A 17725-nucleotide genomic window follows, 5' to 3' on the forward strand; every position below is an offset into this window, starting at 1 on the left:
GGTTTGTCAGCCGGACCGTGCGGCTTCGGGTGACAATGCTGGGGTACCGTCCGAAGAACAGTCTTATCAAACTCACTATGGCAGGAGGGACGGGGCGGCACCGCTCCGTATGGATGGACGTGAAGCGATACTTCCGTGGGCCGGTCATGTGGATCGTGCTGGCCGTCCTTGCCGTGGTCGTGTTGATGCAGGTCGTCGGCTCGTCCGGCGGCTACAAGACGGTGGACACCGGCCAGGTCGTCCAGGCGATCAGTGACAACAAGGTCCAGCAGGCCAAGCTCACCACCGGCGACGAACAGATCATCAAGGTCGAGCTCAAGGACGGCCAAAAGGTCGAGGGCAGCTCGAAGATCCAGGCGAGCTACATCGGCGACCAGGGCGTCAACCTCGCCAACACACTGCAGACCAAGTACGAGGACAAGCAGATCACGGACGGCTACACGGTTTCGCCGTCCAAGCAGAACCCGTTCGTCGGCATCCTGCTCTCCCTGCTGCCGTTCGTCCTCATCGTGGTTGTCTTCCTGTTCCTGATGAACCAGATGCAGGGCGGCGGCTCCCGAGTCATGAACTTCGGGAAGTCCAAGGCCAAGCTCATCACCAAGGACACCCCGAAGACGACGTTCTCCGACGTCGCGGGCTCGGACGAGGCAGTTGAGGAGCTCCACGAGATCAAGGAGTTCCTCCAGGAGCCGGCCAAGTTCCAGGCCGTCGGGGCGAAGATCCCCAAGGGCGTACTGCTGTACGGGCCTCCCGGTACGGGTAAGACGCTGCTCGCGCGCGCTGTCGCGGGCGAGGCCGGCGTCCCCTTCTACTCGATCTCCGGTTCCGACTTCGTCGAGATGTTCGTCGGTGTCGGTGCCTCCCGCGTCCGTGACCTGTTCGAGCAGGCCAAGGCGAACGCTCCGGCGATCGTCTTCGTCGACGAGATCGACGCGGTGGGCCGTCACCGCGGTGCCGGTCTCGGCGGCGGTCACGACGAGCGCGAGCAGACGCTGAACCAGCTGCTCGTCGAGATGGACGGCTTCGATGTGAAGGGCGGTGTGATTCTCATCGCCGCCACGAACCGGCCCGACATCCTCGACCCGGCTCTCCTGCGCCCCGGCCGCTTCGACCGCCAGATCGCGGTCGACCGCCCGGACATGCAGGGCCGTCTGGAGATCCTCAAGGTCCACCAGAAGGGCAAGCCGGTCGCGCCGGACGTCGACCTGTCCGCAGTGGCGCGTCGTACGCCGGGCTTCACCGGCGCCGACCTGTCGAACGTGCTGAACGAGGCTGCGCTGCTCACCGCGCGCAGCAACCAGAAGCTGATCGACAACCACATGCTGGACGAGGCGATCGACCGTGTGGTCGCGGGCCCGCAGAAGCGGACCCGGATCATGTCGGACAAGGAGAAGAAGATCACCGCGTACCACGAGGGCGGTCACGCCCTGGTCGCGGCGGCTTCACCGAACTCCGATCCGGTCCACAAGATCACGATCCTCTCCAGAGGCCGTGCGCTCGGCTACACCATGGTGCTCCCGGACGAGGACAAGTACTCGACCACGCGCAACGAGATGCTCGACCAGCTCGCGTACATGCTGGGCGGTCGCGCGGCCGAGGAGCTCGTGTTCCACGACCCGACCACGGGCGCGGCGAACGACATCGAGAAGGCCACGGCCACCGCGCGAGCGATGGTCACGCAGTACGGCATGACGGAGCGTCTCGGCGCGATCAAGTTCGGCGGCGACAACAGCGAGCCCTTCCTCGGACGTGAGATGGCTCACCAGCGCGACTACTCGGAAGAGGTCGCCGCGCTCGTCGACGAAGAGGTCAAGAAGCTCATCGAGACCGCGCACAACGAGGCCTGGGAGATCCTGGTCGAGAACCGCGATGTCCTCGACAACCTGGTGCTCAAGCTCCTGGAGAAGGAGACGCTGGGCAAGGAGGAGATCGCCGAGATCTTCGCCCCCATCGTCAAGCGCCCGGCCCGCCCCGCATGGACCGGCTCCTCCAGGCGCACTCCGTCCACCCGCCCGCCGGTGCTCTCCCCCAAGGAGCTGTCGCTGACGAACGGGACGAACGGCGCGGCGCCGGCGATCACCGCGAAGGCGAACCCTGCCGCCGAGGCGCTTCCGGTGGCCGAGCCGGCTCCGGAGGAGCGTCCCGAGAGCTGAGCCTGAGCCACCCTGCCCCGGCCGCCTCAATCGGCCCGGAACGGATGCCGCGCCCCCCTGGTCTAGCCTGGGGGGCGCGGCATATTTGTATGCCCGTACATGAAGCGCGTGATCCGCACGCGTGGAAGGCACAGGAACGAGGCACCACATGATCGACCCCGTGAGGCTGAGCGGCGAGGGCGAGATCGGCGAGTTCGACGAGAAGCGCGCCGAGAACGCCGTACGAGAGCTGCTGATCGCGGTCGGTGAGGATCCGGACCGGGAGGGGCTGCGGGAGACGCCGGGGCGGGTGGCCCGGGCGTATCGGGAGCTGCTGGCCGGGTTGCGGCAGGAGCCCGAGGACGTGCTGACGACGACGTTCGACCTGGGGCACGACGAGATGGTCCTCGTGAAGGACATCGAGATCGTGTCGCTGTGTGAGCATCATCTGCTGCCGTTTCACGGTGTGGCGCACGTGGGGTACATCCCGGCCGATACCGGAAAGATCACCGGACTGTCGAAGCTGGCGCGGCTCGTCGAGGTGTTCGCGCGGCGTCCGCAGGTGCAGGAACGACTCACCACGCAGATCGCCGACTCGCTGATGCGGATTCTTGAGGCGCGGGGGGCGATTGTCGTGATCGAGGCTGAGCACATGTGCATGTCGGTGCGCGGTATACGCAAGCCGGGGGCGAAGACGACGACATCCGCTGTGCGCGGGCAGTTGCGGGACGCTACGACGCGGGCCGAGGCGATGAGTCTCATCCTGGCTCGGTGAGCCTCCGCTGACGGCTCCGTAGCGTCTGCCTGGTGATGTGATCTTGAGGCGCGGCCCTACGCCGCCGGGGCCGCGTTGCCGTTCGTTTCGTCGTCTTCCGGGAGTTTGCAGACCCGTTCCAGGAAGAAGGCCGCCGCTATGACGGCAATGCCCGCCAGGACTGAGAAGCCGGCATAGATTGCCTGGTCGCGGCGGGCCGGGATGTCCAGGGACTCCAGGAGGAAGGCGCCGGCTCCGCCGTACATGCCGGCTACCAGGGCGGCCACCAGGGCGCTTGCCTGGCCGAATACCACCGCTCGGGCCGCCACCAGCGGGTCGACACCCGTGGCGCCGGGGCGGCGCTCGCGCTGGGCCTTGAGGCGGGCCCTCAGGGAGAGCGCCGTGGCCAGGAGGACCACGGCGATCAGGGCCAGGACGATGGGGGCGGCGAGGGGGACCCGGGGCAGCGTGCCCACCGCGTTCCACAAGCGGGCGCCCGCCCAGGACAGCACGCCGGCGACCACGAACACGCCGACCAGCGTCCTGATGCGCAGCTCTTTCACGATGCCCCTTCGTCGCAGCCGGAGATGGTCCGGTAGATGGTCCGGTAGACCTTAACGACTAGTCGGGCAGCTGTAGTTCCAGGTCGGCGCGGGGCGCGACACCTTCGCGCGGGACGGAGGCCAGAAGTCCTGCCACCGGCCCGACACCCGGGAGCTGGGCGTCGGGCTCCACGTCGTGCCAGGGGGCGAGGACGAAGGCACGCTCGTGCGCCCGTGGGTGGGGGAGGGTGAGGTCCGGGTCGTCGGAGACCATGTCGGCGTACGCGACGATGTCCACGTCGATCGTGCGGGGCCCCCAGCGCTCGTCCCGTACGCGGTGGAAGGCCTCCTCGACCGCGTGCGCCCGCTCCAGCAGGGAGCTTGGGGGGAGCGTCGTGCGCAGGACGACGACCGCGTTGAAGTACGTCGGCTGGCTGTCCGGCTCCACGCCCCAGGGCTGCGTCTCGTACACCGGAGAGACCGCCTTGACCCGTACGCCGGGAGTGTCCTCCAGGGCGTCGACGGCACCCTGGAGGGTCTCCAGGCGGTTGCCGAGGTTCGAGCCGAGGGAGAGCACGGCCCGTTTCGGGTTGTGCAGGGTCGTGTCGGCGGCGTCCACTCGTTCCACGACGGAGGCGGGCACCGGCTGTACGGTCGGGTCGCTCTGACCCTCGGTCAACGAGGCAGTCATACTCGGCTCCGGGTGATGGTGACGGTCACGTCGTCGAAGGGGACAGTGATCGGCGCGTCCGGTTTGTGGACGCAGACCTCGACCTCCTGGACCCCGGCGTGTTTCAGACATGTCTGGGCGATGCGCGCGGCGAGCGTTTCGATGAGATCCACCGGCTCGCCCTCGACGACGGCCACGACCTCCTGGGCCACTATGCCGTAGTGCACGGTCTTCGCCAGGTCGTCGTCGGCCGCGGCCGGCCGGGTGTCCAGGCCCAGCGAGAGGTCCACGATGAAGGTCTGGCCCTCTGCGCGTTCCTTGGGGAAGACACCGTGGTGCCCGCGGGCCTTCAGGCCGCGCAGCGCGACACGATCCACGCGAATCACTCCTGCAATCGTCGGTAACGGCGGTCACGGCCACATGCGATCGGCACACCAGCCACAGTCGAATCTACCTGCGGACACTGACACCACCCGGTCACGGTGGCTCGGCCCGGGCGCAGGCCAGGAGGGTTCATCGACTGTTCGTCCGGAGGGACCCGGCGGCTCACGGGCTGGTAGCCGCCCCTACCCAAGGCCCCGCGATCCCAACCACTACTTGCCCCCTACCCACTCAGGAGGGCGAGTCGTCGGTCTCTTCCTCGCCGGATTCGGCCAACACGGGGGAGGCGTGGTGTGACCACAGTTTCCAGCCCTCGGATGTGCGGCGGAACACATTCGTGGCGACGACCAGCTGGCCCACGAGCGGTCCCAGTTCGTCGCTGTCCTCCGGGGCCGGGCCGCCGCTGAGGATGTTCTCGGTGCAGGTCACCAGGGCGGTGTCGGAGATGACGGACACGTGCACGTCTGTCAGGAAGAACTGGATGTACTCGGTGTTCGCCATGATCAGCGCGTACGAGCGGAGCACCTCGCCGCGGCCGGTCAGTACGGGCCAGCCGGGGTGGACGCAGGAGACCTCGGCGCCCCGGTCGGTGCCTTCCTCGAGGTCTTCGGGGTCCGCGGGATCTGCGGTGTGCTCGGCTCCGTCGATGTCCATGGGTGCGAGCCAGAGCGTCGACAGCTCCTCGAAGTCGCCTCGTTCCATCGCCTCGTAGAAGGCGGTGTTGGCGCGGGCTACCTCTTCGACATCGGTGCGGGGTGCGCTCACTGGGCTCCCTCTGCAGCCCGGGCGCCTTCCACGGCCCGGGCGACCCGGACCGCGTCGGCGGTGGCCCGCACCTCGTGGACGCGGACCGCCCATGCGCCCCGGTGGGCGGCGAGGGCGGAGACGGCGGCGGTGGCGGCGTCGCGTTCCCTGGCGGGCGGCGGGGCGCCCTGAGGCCCGGCCAGTACGCGGCCGAGGAACCGCTTGCGGGACGCGGCGACCAGTACCGGGTGGCCGAGGTCCAGGAGGCGGTCGAGGTGGGCGAGGAGGATCAGGTCGTGCTCGGCCTCCTTGGAGAAGCCGAGGCCCGGGTCGACGACGATGCGGTCCGCGGCGATGCCTCCCTCGAGAACGGCCGCCACGCGCGCGTGGAGCTCGTCGATGACTTCGGAGACGACGTCCTCGTACCTGCCCTGGATGTTTCCGCCCTCCAGGAAGCCGCGCCAGTGCATGACCACGAAGGGCGCGCTGGCGTTCGCGACGACCGGGATCATCGCGGGGTCGGCGAGGCCGCCGCTGACGTCGTTGACGAGTGCGGCGCCGGCGGCGAGTGCGCGCTCGGCGACGGAGGCGCGCATGGTGTCGACGGAGACGGTGACGCCTTCGGAGGCGAGGCCCCGTACGACCGGGATGACGCGCTTGAGTTCCTCGGCCTCGTCGACGCGGGTGGCGCCGGGGCGGGTGGACTCGCCGCCCACATCGACCAGGTCCGCGCCTTCCGCGATCAGGTCGAGGCCGTGCTTGACGGCTGCCGTCGTGTCGAACCAACGGCCGCCGTCCGAGAAGGAGTCGGGGGTGACGTTCACAACTCCCATGACGGCGCACCGGTCCCATGCCGGGAGCCCTGACACTTGGCCTCGCCCGCTGTTCTTGGTCATACGCCCAGCGTAGGCCTCTGGCGTCGGGCCGGGTCTCCTCCGGGGGCCGAGGGGCTTCCGGAGGCGGCCCCCATCGTGTGGTGGCCTGAGCGAGGTCCCGGGGCTTGGAGGGAGTGGGACCACGCTCAGGCCTGCTCTATGCCGCCCTCACGCCGTGTTCCGGCAGGCGGGATTCCGGCAGCTGGTGGGTGCACGGCGTCGGCGGGGGCGTCTTGCGGCGCAGGGCCCGCGGTAGGAGGACGTCCACGAAGCCCTCCGCCCGCAGGGCCGCCAGGCCGAGGCGCGGCAGGTCGCGGGAGGAGCCGTAGACGACGAAGCGGGGCTCCCAGCGGGGGCGGAACTTCGCGTTGAACTTGTAGAGCGACTCGATCTGGAACCAGCGGGAGAGGAACACCAGCAGACCGCGCCAGGCGCGCAGGACCGGGCCCGCGCCGATCTTCTCGCCGCGGGCCAGGGTCGCGCGGAACATCGCGAAGTTGAGCGAGACCCGCTCCACGCCCAGGCGCGGCGCCGCCTTGAGCGCGGCCACGATGAGGAGCTCGTTCATGCCGGGATCGGCCGCGCGGTCGCGGCGCATCAGGTCCAGGGAGACGCCGTCGGTGCCCCATGGGACGAAGTGGAGTACGGCCTTCAGGTCGCCGTACGGCCCCGGTTCGGCGTCAACCTTGTGTGCCGTGGCGAGCAGACAGTCCCCGTCGGCCGGGTCACCGATGCGGCCCAGCGCCATGGAGAAGCCGCGCTCGGTGTCCGTGCCGCGCCAGTCCTGGGCGGCGCGGCGTATCCGGTCCAGTTCGCCTTCGCCCAGGTCACGAACACGGCGCACCCGGGTCTCGTAACCGGCCCGCCCGATGCGTTTCACCATCTGGCGCACGTTTCGCATCGGGCGTCCGGCCAGCGAGAAATCCGCGACATCCACCACCGCCTCGTCGCCCAGTTCGAGGGCGTCCAGGCCGGTTTCCCGCGTCCAGACCTCGCCGCCCGTTTCGGAGCAGCCCATGACGGCGGGCGTCCAGGAGTGGGTTTTCGCCACGTCCATGAAGCGCTCGATCGCGCCGGGCCAGGCCTCGACGTCGCCGATCGGGTCGCCGCCGGCGAGCATCACCCCGGAGACGACGCGGTACGTCACCGCCGCCTTGCCGCTGGGCGAGAAGACGACCGCCTTGTCCCGGCGCAGCGCGAAGTGACCGAGCGAGTCACGGCCACCGTGCTTCTCCAGGAGTGCTCGCAGCCGCACCTCGTCGTCCTTCGTGAGCCGTGCGGCGGGCTGTTCGGGGCGCAGCGCCAGGTAGATGGTGCTGATGGCGGTCAGCAGGCCGAGCGCGCCGAGTGAGAAGGCCACCGTCCAGGACGTATCGCCCTGGTAGCCGACCGGCCCTTCGAAGCCGAACAGGCCGTACATCACGTGGGTGATGCGGTCTGCCAGGCTCGGATCGCCCACCAATCGGTTCGAGTGGACGCTGACGATGACCAGACCGAGGAGGAGTGAACCGGCGCCCATGAGAACGAAGTTGGTGAGCGCGCGCCAGCGGCTGCGGGGGTCGGGCTGCGCCGTGAACTCGCCGCGATGCCGCAGCAGGGGAGCCAGCAGCGCCAGTGAGACGAGGACGCCGATGAGGGAGTGCCGGTAGGCCAGCTGTGCGAGGGCGCCGGCCGGCAGCAGGAGCACGGCGGCCTGCCAGGCCCGGCGCTTCCGGCGGCGCACACCGTGGGCCAGGAGCAGCAGCAGGACGCCCACGCTGAGCGACAGGGCGGCGGCGAACGGGCCCAGCGCGCCCGGCAGTACCTCGGCGAGCGTGTGCACACGGCTGTGCCGGAAGCGCGGGAAGACGCCCGCGGCGATGTCCAGGAACCCCACGAGAGTGCAGGCCCTGGCGACCAGGGTGGGGACGGCCTCGGGGCGTGGACCGCGCAGTATGCGGCGCAGTCGGCCCGGCCTGTCCGGAGCCCTGGCCGATGCTTCCCCTTCAACCGTGACAGACATCGCATACCGCACTTCTGCGAGAGACCTCGGAACCAGTGCCATTTACGGCATCCGGCGATATTGCGCCCTCTAGGACGGTGTCAGGAGGGGCCGGGTTCACTCGGTTTCGGAAAAGCGTGGCAAAAGTGCGTTTGCATACGCGGACCTCTGTCGGTCCTCTGCGAGGTGCCGCTGTCACTGGAGTGACAGTTTGGAGTGACCGCTGAGTGGTGAGGTGGTATCAATCCTCGGGAGTGGCTGGGTTTTTAGGGGGCGGGGCTCCAAGATTCGCCTACGCGCGGTAAGTTTCTGGCCATGCCACGTGGACGTCACCGTCATTCCCCACCTCTGCACCGGCTGCTGCCCCCCTCGGCGATCGCAGGCGTCTCGCTCGTCTGTGCCGCCGGGCCCTGGCTGTTCTCTGACGCGTGGGTGCTCCGCGGGCTGGCTGCGGGCGCCGCGGCGACGGCTGTCGTGGGCGCGGTCGTCATGCGCCACTGGGACGTGTCCGCGGGCAAACGCGTCGCGGACCTCACGCGCGCGCGTGCGAGCGACGAGTGGCGCCACGAGGAGCGGGTCGCCGAGCTCGAGACCGACCTCGACGAGTCCCGCGAGCTGCGAACCAAGCTGGAGCACCGGCTCCGCGAGAAGCGGGCGGAGCTTCAGGGCCTGCGCAACGAACACGCCGCCCTGCTGAGGCGGTACGCCACGGCGGAGACGGAGCGGGCCAGTGTCCTGGAGAGCCGCCGACGCCTCGCCGTAGAGGCGACGACTCCGGCTCGTGCCGCACTGCCCGCGGCGGCTTCGGCGGATCCGGTGGCCGAGGCGACGGAGAAGCCCGCTCCGGCCGCACGTGCCGCGGCTTCGGTGCTCTACGCGAAGGCCAACGCGGCGCTGGACCGGCTGGCGGAGGCGGCTGCGTCTCACGTGGACGTGGCCGAGGGCGCGCCTTGGGCGGACGGAGTGACGAAGGACGGTTCGGCACAGGACGGTTCGGCACAGGACGCATCGGAAGAGGTCGCTTCGGAGGACACGAGCGGTTCGTCCGCGGCGGACGGCTCCACGGAGAGCGGTTCGGCGGCAGACGAGCCCGCCGAGAAGGAGTCCCCGAAGAGCGGTTCCACGGGGAGCGGTTCGGCGGCAGACGCGCCCGACGGGAGCGAGTCCCCGAAGAGCGGCTCTACAGAGAGCGGTCCGGCGCCGGATGCGTTCGACGAGCCCGAGCCAGGCCCGTCGCCGAAGGGCGGCCCCGTGAAGGGCGGTTCGGCCAAGGGTGCCCCCGTGAAGGCCGGTGCGCCGAAGGGTGCGCCTCCGGCGGGCGGTCCCGGCAAGGGCGGGCCCACACCGGGCGGTTCGCCGAAGGGCGGCTCTCGCAAGAAGGCCCCCGCGACGGGCGAGGCCGGGGCGGAGGGGGAGGCGGCGCAGGGGAAGCCCGAGGCGGTCGGAGGGCATGAGCGCACGGCCGCCGCGAACGCACCGACGCCCGCCGAGTCCCCCACCACCGCAGCAGCCCTGAAGCCCGCCCACAAGGCTGGGCTTCCCTCCGGGCACTTCACTGTGCCCAAGGCCGTGGCGGTCGTGCCGACTTCTCCCGTACGGCGGCCTTCCGTAGAGGGCGGGTTCGACTTCTTCGGTACGCAGCAGGAGGCGTCCCGGGCCGCCTTGGAGGCCGTGCAGAACGAGGACCTGGCCGACGTGGTGGGCCAGGAAGCGATCGCTCTCCACAAAGCCGAGTCCGAGGCGCAGTTCAAGCCCGCGGACGAGGAGTCCCGCGGCGTCGGCAAGCAGGTCATCGACCTGACCGCGCACGACGAGACGGAACAGATCGACGTGGCGGAACTGCGGAGCGCGGTTTCCTGAACCTCAGGAGCGAGGTTCCCTGAGGTTCATCGGCAACAGGTCATGAGGGCAGTGGCAGCGCAACGCGTCACTGCCCTCAGCCGTTCATCGCTCAAGCTCCGGCCATCCACCGATCCGGCCGGGCCTCCCGCCGCCCCGTCCGTGACCGGTCCGCCTGCGCGTACAGCAACTCCGCCGCCTCCGAGGCGTCCCGCAGCCGAGCCGTCACCGTCTTGTTGGCGCCCGTGTCGATGTGCACATGGGCCAGCCCCTTGACGCGCATCCACGGCCCTTGCTCCATGCGTACGCTCTGGACCTTGCCGTGCGGAACGAGCGCGAGGCTGCGGCGCATCAGCCCGTGCCGGGACGCGAAGACGGCGTCGGTGACGGCGAGCCCGTGTCCCCGCCACCACAACGGCATGCACCAGCCTGCCCGGCGGGGCGGTCGCGACAGTGCACCCGGCACCGTCACTCCCGGCAGCACTCGCGCGATCACCGACTCGGCGACCTCGCGCGGAGCGACCGGTACGAGCACGGAGTTGGACGAGCCCGCCACGTCCAGCTCGACCCGGACCCAGCCGCGCCGCCGCCACAGCAGCGGTTCGACGATGCGGACGGTCTGTACGCGGCCGGGCGGCACCGTCTCGTGCGCACGGTCGAGCAGTCCGTGATCGAGACGGAGCCCGTCCGGGGAATCGCCCACGGTCCAGTCGTACTCGCCGACGAAGCGCCCCACGCTGCTCGCGCCCGCCGCGCCGAGCAGCGGCAGCGCGACCGCGAGGACCGTCCACACGCTGTGGGAGGCCCACCACACCAGTGGTGGTACGACGAGCGCGCCGGCCAGCGATCCCCAGGTGGCGCCTGTCAGCAACAGGGACACAGCGAGAACCCTGGCCGGTACGTGCAGCAGCTGCCGGACCGGCGCCTCGCCCACCTCGTGCGCCGTCTCGGGGGCGAAACCGGCGGCGCGGGCGAGCAGTTCGGCCCGCAGCACACGGGCCTCGGTCTCGCCCAGGAAGGCGAGTTCGTCCTTCTTGTCGGTCCCTATGACGTCGAGTTTGAGTTTGGAGACGCCCGCGACGCGGGCCAGCAGCGGCTGGGTGACATCGACGGCCTGGAGCCGGTCCAGCCGGATGTGCGCGGTGCGCCGGAACAACAGGCCCGTACGGATGCGCAGTTCGGTGTCGGTCACCGCGAAGTGGGTGAACCACCAGGTCAGAAAGCCGTACAGGGCGGCCGCCGGAATGACCACGGCGATCGCGATCAGCAGCGTGGAGGTCGTCAGCCGGGTCAGCTGCCGCTGCGTCTGGTCGGGGTCGTGCACCGCCCAGCCGGCGATCACGGCGATCGGCGCCCAGGCGCGGCGCAGCGGCGTCACGGGATGCAGCCGCCGCTCCGTCACGGGCTTTTCCTGGCGTACGTCGCGCTCGACGTCGGAAGTCGTCACAGCCCCGCCGATCTGGCCTCGCCCAGCTCGGTGAGCCGGTCCCGCAGCCGTTCCGCCTCCGCCGGGTCGAGGCCCGGAATGCGGGCGTCCGTCGCTGCGGCGGCCGTGTGCAGCTGCACGCTCGCCAGCCCGAAGTGACGCTCGATGGGACCCGAGGTCACCTCGACCAGCTGCATGCGCCCGTACGGTACGACTGTCTCCTCACGCCACAGCACACCGCGGCTGATCAGCAGGTCGTCCGCGCGCTCGGCGTACCGCCAGGACCGCCAGTTGCGGCCCAGCATCGGCCAGCCCCACAGCAGCAGTGCCAGCGGCAGCAGGGCGAAGGCCGCCCAGCCGGGCCCGGCGAGCAGACCGAGCGGCAGCCCCGTACCGAGCGTCAGCGGCACCAGCCACACCACTAGCAGCAGCCGGCGCATCCGCAGCAGTCCCGGCGGCAGGCCGGTCCACACCGGCTCGGGCCCGGACTCGGTGCTCTCGGTGGTGCCCATGGTCCCCCTGCTCCCCCTGCTCCCCGTCTCCATGCCGCAAGAGTACGTACGAGACACTGTTCTCATGACTCCCACCACGGAGACCACGGTCGGCATCGGCGGCGCCGCGGAGAGCACCGACATGGTGCTCAACATCGGGCCCCAGCACCCGTCCACCCACGGTGTACTGCGCCTTCGGCTCGTGCTGGACGGCGAGCGGATCCAGCACGCGGAGCCGGTCATCGGCTATATGCACCGCGGCGCGGAGAAGCTCTTCGAGGCGCGCGACTACCGCCAGATCATCATGCTCGCCAACCGCCACGACTGGCTCTCCGCCTTCTCGAACGAGCTGGGTGTCGTCCTCGCCGTGGAACGCATGCTCGGCATGGAGGTCCCGGCCCGTGCGGTGTGGATGCGGACGCTCCTCGCGGAGCTGAACCGCGTCCTGAACCATCTGATGTTCCTCGGTTCGTACCCCCTGGAGCTGGGCGGAATCACCCCGGTCTTCTACGCCTTCCGGGAGCGCGAGGAACTCCAGGCCGTCATGGAGGAGATCTCCGGCGGGCGTATGCACTTCATGTTCAACCGCGTCGGCGGCCTCAAGGAGGACCTCCCCGCCGGATGGGCTTCACGCGCGCGTGCGGCCGTCGCGGACGTCCGCACACGCATGGACGTGTACGACAACCTGGTGCTCGGCAACGAGATCTTCCGCGGGCGTACGCGCGACGTGGGCCGGATGTCCCCGGAGACGGTGCACGCCTACGGAGTGAGCGGTCCGATCGCCCGCGCCAGCGGAGTCGACTTCGATCTGCGCCGCGACGAGCCGTATCTGGCGTACGGGGAACTGGGCGACGTCCTGCAGGTTGTCACGCGCCAGGAGGGCGACTGCCTGGCCCGCTTCGAGGTCCTCCTGGAGCAGACGCACAACTCCCTGGACCTCGCCGACGCCTGCCTGGACCGGCTCGCTCAGCTGCCGCCGGGCCCGGTCAACCAGCGGCTCCCGAAGGTGCTCAAGGCCCCGGAGGGCCACACGTACGCCTGGACCGAGAACCCACTCGGCATCAACGGCTACTACCTCGTCAGCAAGGGCGACAAGACCCCGTACCGGTTGAAGCTGCGCTCGGCCTCGTACAACAACATTCAGGCCTTGGTGGAGCTGCTGCCGGGGACGCTGGTCGCGGACATGGTGGCGATCCTGGGGTCACTGTTCTTCGTGGTCGGGGACATCGACAAGTAGGGCTGTCCGCGCTCCCCGTGCTCTCTGCAGAGGGCTGTTTTCGCCGGGCGGTGGGCCGGGCAGCGGGTTCGGAAATCCAACCGGCTGCACGAGCCAGCCGAAGTCGCCGAGCCCGCCGGGAGCCGTGAGTTCGGCGCCCTCGCCGGCGCCGGCGAGAGCCCGTACGTACGCCGTCGGGTCCGTGGAGGCCAGCGACAGCGGCGGCCGGCCGCCGCTCACGCCCAAGGCGTGCAGGGCGTCCCGCTGGGTCAGCAGCCGCGCTCCTGGCAGCGCGCACGAGTCCAGGGCCACGTGCGCGGTGATGTCGCAGGACCCGTCCGGTACGGGCGCCGTCTCGCGGCCCTCGCGGAAGCCGGTGAGCGTCCCGAAGGGCGGGCGTGCGTCCGCGCGGTGGGCGTAGTCGACGGCAACGGCAAGACCCCGGTCGAGGCCGGCCACGGCGGATGCCCAAGCGGCGTCCCTGGGGAGGCCGATTTCGGCACGCAGCCCTACAGGATGCTGGTTTTCAGGGACACGAAGCTCTTCGGGAAGCTGATGTCCAGGCAGCGGCCACCAGCGCGCCAGCCACTCCGCTTCAGCTCCGGAGACCGGTTCCCCGAGGGATTCCGTGCCGTCCTCCCGTACGAGGACCAGCCGTGGCACCCCGTCGGCGTCGACCTCGGCCACGTCCAGGGGCACGTTGTCCAGCCACTCGTTCGCGAACAGCAGCCCGGTGACCCCCGACGGAGGCTCCGCGAGCCACTCGATCCGGTGGTCGAGAGCGGCGGGCCGGTCGGCGCGTTCGACGGCATACCCGTGCGCGCGGGAGGCCACTTCGGCGGGGAGGGCCTTCAGGACGCCGGTGACCAGCTCGCCGCGGCCCGCGCCCATGTCGACGAAGGCGAGCTCGGCGGGCCGGCCGAGCGCCTTGTCGACCCGGCACAGAAGCCGGGCCACAGCACCCGAGAACAGCGGCGACGCGTGCACCGAGGTCCGGAAGTGACCCGCGGGCCCCTCAGGCCGGCGATAGAACCCGCGAGGCCCGTACAGCGCCTCCTCGGCGGCCTGCCGCCACCCGCGCCGGCCACCCGCCGCCTCGTGTGCGTCTTGTCTCACGGCTTGTCCCACGGCCTCAGGCTAAGCGCCGGGAATCAGCAGGTCTCCACCTTGGGGAGTACGTCCGGTGGTCGCGGATCGGCCCTCCGGTTGACCCCTGCACACTGCACCCTTCCCTACGCTGGGTTACGTGCAGCGCCTCTACGACTTCCTCCGCAGGCACCCGACATGGGTCGACAGCTTCTGGGCCGTCCTCCTGCTCGGGATTTCCGTGCTGGGCGGATCGATCACGGAGGAGGCCCAGGGGGCCGATCTTCCGGCCGTCACGGTTCCGATCATGCTTCTGCTGTCCCTGGTGGTCGCGCTGCGCCGCCGTATGCCGGAGAAGATGCTGATCCTGGCGCTCCTGCTCGGCCTGGTGCAGCTGATCGCGGACGTCGGGACGCTGCCCGCCAACTTCGCCTTCTTGGTGATCATCTATACGGTCGCGGCGGACGGCGCCCGCTGGGCCTCCCGGATAGCGCTGACCGCCGGCCTGTGCGCCGCTCCCGTGGCACAACTGCGCTGGCCGGCCGATCAGGGCGTCGGGAGCAGCATCGCCATAGTGACCTTCCAGATCGTTCCCTTCGCACTCGCCTGGGTCCTCGGCGACTCGGTCCGCACCCGCCGCGCCTACCTCTCCCAGCTGGAGGAGCGCGCCGCCCGGCTGGAGAAGGAGCGCGAGGCCCAGTCCAAGGTGGCGGTCGCCGCCGAGCGGGCCCGGATCGCCCGCGAGCTGCACGACGTGGTCGCGCACAACGTGTCGGTGATGGTGGTGCAGGCGGACGGTGCCGCGTACGTCCTGGACACCGCCCCCGACCAGGCCAAGAAGGCCCTGGAGACCATCTCCGGAACAGGCCGGCAGGCCCTCGCCGAGATGCGCCGCCTGCTCGGCGTGCTGCGCACCGGCGAGCACCAGGAGAGCGGCGAGTACGTCCCGCAGCCCGACGTCGACCAACTCGACGACCTCATCGAAGAGGTCCGCACGGCCGGCCTCCCCGTCGACTACAAGATCGAGGGCACCCCGCGACCGCTGCCGACCGGCGTCGAACTCACCGCGTACCGCATCGTGCAGGAGGCGCTGACCAACACGCGCAAGCACGGGGGGCCGAACGCGGGCGCGAGCGTGCGCCTGGTCTACTTCGACGACGGCCTCGGGCTGCTCGTCGAGGACGACGGGAAGGGCGCTCCGCACGAGTTGTACGAGGATGGTGGCGTCGACGGCCGGGGACACGGTCTGATCGGTATGCGGGAGCGCGTCGGTATGGTCGGCGGCACTCTGGACGCCGGGCCGCGCCCGGGCGGCGGCTTCCGGATCAGTGCCCTGCTCCCGCTCAAGCCCGCCAACTGACACGTGCACGCGACACCCACCGACCGCCCGCGAACCGACCCCCCCACGCACCACTCGCACACGCACCACTCGCACCCGCACCGCCCGTCCATGAATCGACCGGAGGACCCAGGAATGCCGATCCGCGTGATGCTCGTCGACGATCAGGTGCTGTTGCGCACCGGGTTCCGGATGGTGCTCGCCGCCCAGCCGGACATGGAGGTCGTCGCGGAGGCGGGCGACGGTGTCGAGGCCCTCCAGGTGCTGCGCTCGACCGCCGTCGACGTGGTCCTGATGGACGTACGCATGCCGAAGCTGGACGGCGTCGAGACGACCCGCCGCATCTGCTCGGAGCCGGATCCGCCGAAGGTGCTGATCCTGACCACCTTCGACCTCGACGAGTACGCCTTCTCCGGGCTGAAGGCGGGCGCCTCCGGCTTCATGCTCAAGGACGTGCCGCCCGGCGAACTCCTCACCGCCATCCGCTCCGTGCACAGCGGCGACGCGGTGGTCGCGCCCTCCACGACCCGCCGTCTCCTCGACCGATTCGCGCCGATGCTGCCGAGCGGTGGCAAAGAGCCCCAGCGCAAGGAGCTGGAGCGGCTGACCGACCGCGAGCGCGAGGTGATGATCCTGGTCGCGCAGGGCCTGTCGAACGGCGAGATCGCGGCCCGTCTCGTCCTCTCGGAGGCGACGGTCAAAACGCACGTGGGGCGCATCCTCACCAAGCTCGGGCTGCGGGACCGGGTGCAGGTCGTGGTTCTGGCGTACGAGACGGGTCTGGTACGGGCGGGCGGACAGGGCTGAGCGGTCCTTGGCAGGGGCGCGGCGCGAACGTGACCGAGGCGTAACAGTCGGCCACTAAGGTCTCTGCGCATGCTCCTGTGGATCAACGGCCCCTTCGGGGGCGGCAAGACACAGACTGCGCACGAAATTCAGCGGCGCCTGCCCGGCAGCGTCATCTGCGATCCGGAACACATCGGCTTCGGGATGCGCCGCACGCTGCCGCCCGGACTGCGCGGAAACTTCCAGGACCTGGTGTCCTGGCGGCAGGGCGTCGTCGAGGTGCTCGACCTCGCCCTCACCAAGCACGACGGCGTGGTGATCGCCCCCATGACCGTCACGGACTTCGGCTACTTCGACGAGACCGTCGGGCGACTGCGCGAAAAGGGCCACGACGTACGGCACTTCTCGCTCCTCGCCCAGCGCGAGACCGTCTTGAAACGGCTGCGCGAGCGCGGCTTCGGCCACCTCCTCCAGTACGTCGGCGGCAAGGACGCCCCCTTGCGCAGGGAGAGTTGGGCGGTGGAGCAGCTCGACCACTGCCTGGAGAGGCTGCGCGAGCCGGAGTTCGCCGAGCACCTGTGGACGGACGACACCACGGTTCCCAAGACGGCCGACCGGATCGCCGTACTGGCCGGGCTGACGCTCAAACCGAACAAGGAGGGGGCGTTGCGGACCCGGCTACGGCAGGTACGGGTCGGCGTCAAGCACATCCGGTTCGACTGACGGGCGCCGTTCGGCTGCTCAGGTAGACGCTGTCCGCGAGACCCGCGATCTCGTCCAGAGGGCGGCCGAAGTGCGCGGTGCACTCCCACAGGCGGGCTCCGTCGAAGTGGACCACGGCGTCGCGTTCGCGCGCCGCTTCCACCGCCTCGGAGAGGTCCTCCCAGGTGGGCAGGACGAAACCGGCCTCCCGGAGGGGCAGTTCGAGCAGCAGGGACCCGAAGGGCTCCTCCAGGTCGCGTATCTCGTCGGCGGACGGCAGCCGTGGCTCGTGCGTCGGATGGACGATCCGCAGGCCACTGACCGTGCTGAACGCATGCCGTTCGTGCAGCTCCGGGTGGGAGAGCGGATGCAACGCCACGGTCGCGCTCCCCGTACGGCCCGCCCAGCAGCGCAGGGCCACTGGCTGAGCCATGGTGCCCGAGGGGAAGAAGGCGGCGGCCTCCTTGCCGAGGAGGCCCGCGACCCGCTCCTCCACGGTCTCGACGATCCGGTCGCCGTACATGTCCACCGGCTGGTCCAGGCGTACACCCGGGGCGCCGTGTCCGTCAGCCGCGCCAGTCGCTCGGCGGCCGTGGAGTGGAAACCGGCCCGCCACAGTGTCCGTTCGGCCCCTCGCGCGGCAGCCCAGCGCCGCGCCCGCTTCTGCTCCGCGGACTGTTCGTCGCCCTGCTCAGCCGACTGATCCTTGTCCTGCTGCGCCGAATCACTCATTCGCGGATCATGCCGGGCCCGGCGGCGGC

Annotated in this window: 16 protein-coding genes and 1 pseudogene; 7 read left to right on the plus strand and 10 right to left on the minus strand. The window is 70.2% G+C overall.

Annotation, left to right across the window (positions count from 1 at the left end):
- Positions 1–113 precede the first annotated feature (113 nt).
- A complete protein-coding gene (gene ftsH / locus ACFYO0_RS34005) occupies positions 114–2153 on the plus strand; it encodes an ATP-dependent zinc metalloprotease FtsH (protein ID WP_388683986.1) in 2040 nt (679 codons plus the stop codon).
- A gap of 148 nt (positions 2154–2301) precedes the next feature.
- The gene (gene folE, locus ACFYO0_RS34010; protein ID WP_388683862.1) at positions 2302–2907 is read left to right on the plus strand and encodes a GTP cyclohydrolase I FolE; all 606 of its coding nucleotides are present in this window, start codon (positions 2302–2304) and stop codon (positions 2905–2907) included.
- Between the two features lie 56 nt (positions 2908–2963).
- Here folE and ACFYO0_RS34015 read toward each other — a convergent pair whose 3' ends face one another.
- The 6 genes from ACFYO0_RS34015 to ACFYO0_RS34040 all read right to left on the minus strand — a co-directional run bounded on the left by ACFYO0_RS34015 (position 2964) and on the right by ACFYO0_RS34040 (position 8100).
- Positions 2964–3449, minus strand: a complete 486-nt coding sequence (locus ACFYO0_RS34015; protein WP_344387952.1) for a DUF3180 domain-containing protein — start codon at positions 3447–3449, stop codon at positions 2964–2966.
- 58 nt (positions 3450–3507) lie between these two features.
- Positions 3508–4119, minus strand: coding sequence for a 2-amino-4-hydroxy-6-hydroxymethyldihydropteridine diphosphokinase (gene folK, locus ACFYO0_RS34020; RefSeq protein ID WP_344387951.1), 612 nt, complete (start codon positions 4117–4119; stop codon positions 3508–3510).
- Positions 4116–4475, minus strand: coding sequence for a dihydroneopterin aldolase (gene folB / locus ACFYO0_RS34025; RefSeq protein WP_388683864.1), 360 nt, complete (start codon positions 4473–4475; stop codon positions 4116–4118). Before folB ends, folK begins: the two co-directional genes overlap by 4 nt.
- 235 nt (positions 4476–4710) lie before the next feature.
- Positions 4711–5244: a nuclear transport factor 2 family protein gene (locus ACFYO0_RS34030; protein ID WP_388683867.1), complete on the minus strand. Its 534-nt coding sequence runs from the start codon at positions 5242–5244 to the stop codon at positions 4711–4713.
- Positions 5241–6119 (minus strand): dihydropteroate synthase, encoded by an 879-nt coding sequence (folP, locus tag ACFYO0_RS34035; protein ID WP_388683869.1) that lies wholly within the window; start codon positions 6117–6119, stop codon positions 5241–5243. The genes ACFYO0_RS34030 and folP overlap by 4 nt, the downstream gene beginning before the upstream one ends.
- 136 nt (positions 6120–6255) lie before the next feature.
- Positions 6256–8100: a phosphatidylglycerol lysyltransferase domain-containing protein gene (locus ACFYO0_RS34040; RefSeq protein WP_388683872.1), complete on the minus strand. Its 1845-nt coding sequence runs from the start codon at positions 8098–8100 to the stop codon at positions 6256–6258.
- A gap of 294 nt (positions 8101–8394) precedes the next feature.
- On the opposite strand from ACFYO0_RS34040, the gene ACFYO0_RS34045 reads away from it, so the two are divergent.
- Positions 8395–9939: a hypothetical protein gene (locus ACFYO0_RS34045; RefSeq protein WP_388683874.1), complete on the plus strand. Its 1545-nt coding sequence runs from the start codon at positions 8395–8397 to the stop codon at positions 9937–9939.
- Between the two features lie 91 nt (positions 9940–10030).
- Here the strand turns inward: ACFYO0_RS34045 and ACFYO0_RS34050 are convergent, their stop codons facing one another.
- Positions 10031–11365: a PH domain-containing protein gene (locus ACFYO0_RS34050; RefSeq protein ID WP_388683877.1), complete on the minus strand. Its 1335-nt coding sequence runs from the start codon at positions 11363–11365 to the stop codon at positions 10031–10033.
- Positions 11362–11889 carry a PH domain-containing protein gene (locus ACFYO0_RS34055; RefSeq protein ID WP_388683879.1) on the minus strand — a complete coding sequence of 176 codons (528 nt, stop codon included), beginning with the start codon at positions 11887–11889 and terminating at the stop codon, positions 11362–11364. Before ACFYO0_RS34055 ends, ACFYO0_RS34050 begins: the two co-directional genes overlap by 4 nt.
- 31 nt (positions 11890–11920) lie before the next feature.
- Here ACFYO0_RS34055 and ACFYO0_RS34060 point away from each other — a divergent pair, with 31 nt between their 5' ends.
- The gene (locus ACFYO0_RS34060; protein ID WP_388683880.1) at positions 11921–13072 is read left to right on the plus strand and encodes an NADH-quinone oxidoreductase subunit D; all 1152 of its coding nucleotides are present in this window, start codon (positions 11921–11923) and stop codon (positions 13070–13072) included.
- Here ACFYO0_RS34060 and ACFYO0_RS34065 read toward each other — a convergent pair.
- Entirely contained in the window at positions 13037–14167 is a 1131-nt protein-coding gene (locus tag ACFYO0_RS34065) for an SAM-dependent methyltransferase (protein WP_388683883.1), read from the minus strand. The two genes, ACFYO0_RS34060 and ACFYO0_RS34065, sit on opposite strands and share 36 nt — an antisense overlap.
- A gap of 130 nt (positions 14168–14297) precedes the next feature.
- Here ACFYO0_RS34065 and ACFYO0_RS34070 point away from each other — a divergent pair, with 130 nt between their 5' ends.
- From ACFYO0_RS34070 to ACFYO0_RS34080, 3 genes are all read left to right on the plus strand, one after another.
- Positions 14298–15497 (plus strand): sensor histidine kinase, encoded by a 1200-nt coding sequence (locus ACFYO0_RS34070; protein ID WP_388683886.1) that lies wholly within the window; start codon positions 14298–14300, stop codon positions 15495–15497.
- A gap of 114 nt (positions 15498–15611) precedes the next feature.
- Positions 15612–16283: a response regulator gene (locus ACFYO0_RS34075; RefSeq protein WP_388683888.1), complete on the plus strand. Its 672-nt coding sequence runs from the start codon at positions 15612–15614 to the stop codon at positions 16281–16283.
- 69 nt (positions 16284–16352) lie between these two features.
- Positions 16353–16985 carry an AAA family ATPase gene (locus ACFYO0_RS34080; protein ID WP_388683890.1) on the plus strand — a complete coding sequence of 211 codons (633 nt, stop codon included), beginning with the start codon at positions 16353–16355 and terminating at the stop codon, positions 16983–16985.
- Positions 16986–17001: 16 nt separating this feature from the next.
- Here ACFYO0_RS34080 and ACFYO0_RS34085 read toward each other — a convergent pair.
- Positions 17002–17696, minus strand: a pseudogene (locus ACFYO0_RS34085) (beta-eliminating lyase-related protein); the annotation flags it as partial.
- Between the last annotated feature and the right edge of the window lie 29 nt (positions 17697–17725).

Origin of the sequence: Streptomyces sp. NPDC006365 (assembly GCF_042870755.1) — a bacterium.
GTDB classification, from domain to species: Bacteria; Actinomycetota; Actinomycetes; order Streptomycetales; family Streptomycetaceae; genus Streptomyces; species Streptomyces xiangluensis.

Bases quoted from the DNA above. Each gene is read 5' to 3' on its own strand.
- folK (WP_344387951.1), bottom strand. From the start codon at position 4,119: ATGACTGCCTCGTTGACCGAGGGTCAGAGCGACCCGACCGTACAGCCG.
- ACFYO0_RS34075 (WP_388683888.1), top strand. From the start codon at position 15,612: ATGCCGATCCGCGTGATGCTCGTCGACGATCAGGTGCTGTTGCGCACC.
- ftsH (WP_388683986.1), top strand. From the start codon at position 114: ATGGACGTGAAGCGATACTTCCGTGGGCCGGTCATGTGGATCGTGCTG.
- ACFYO0_RS34060 (WP_388683880.1), top strand. From the start codon at position 11,921: ATGACTCCCACCACGGAGACCACGGTCGGCATCGGCGGCGCCGCGGAG.
- ACFYO0_RS34040 (WP_388683872.1), bottom strand. From the start codon at position 8,100: ATGTCTGTCACGGTTGAAGGGGAAGCATCGGCCAGGGCTCCGGACAGG.
- ACFYO0_RS34055 (WP_388683879.1), bottom strand. From the start codon at position 11,889: ATGGAGACGGGGAGCAGGGGGAGCAGGGGGACCATGGGCACCACCGAG.
- ACFYO0_RS34045 (WP_388683874.1), top strand. From the start codon at position 8,395: ATGCCACGTGGACGTCACCGTCATTCCCCACCTCTGCACCGGCTGCTG.
- ACFYO0_RS34080 (WP_388683890.1), top strand. From the start codon at position 16,353: ATGCTCCTGTGGATCAACGGCCCCTTCGGGGGCGGCAAGACACAGACT.
- folP (WP_388683869.1), bottom strand. From the start codon at position 6,119: ATGACCAAGAACAGCGGGCGAGGCCAAGTGTCAGGGCTCCCGGCATGG.
- folE (WP_388683862.1), top strand. From the start codon at position 2,302: ATGATCGACCCCGTGAGGCTGAGCGGCGAGGGCGAGATCGGCGAGTTC.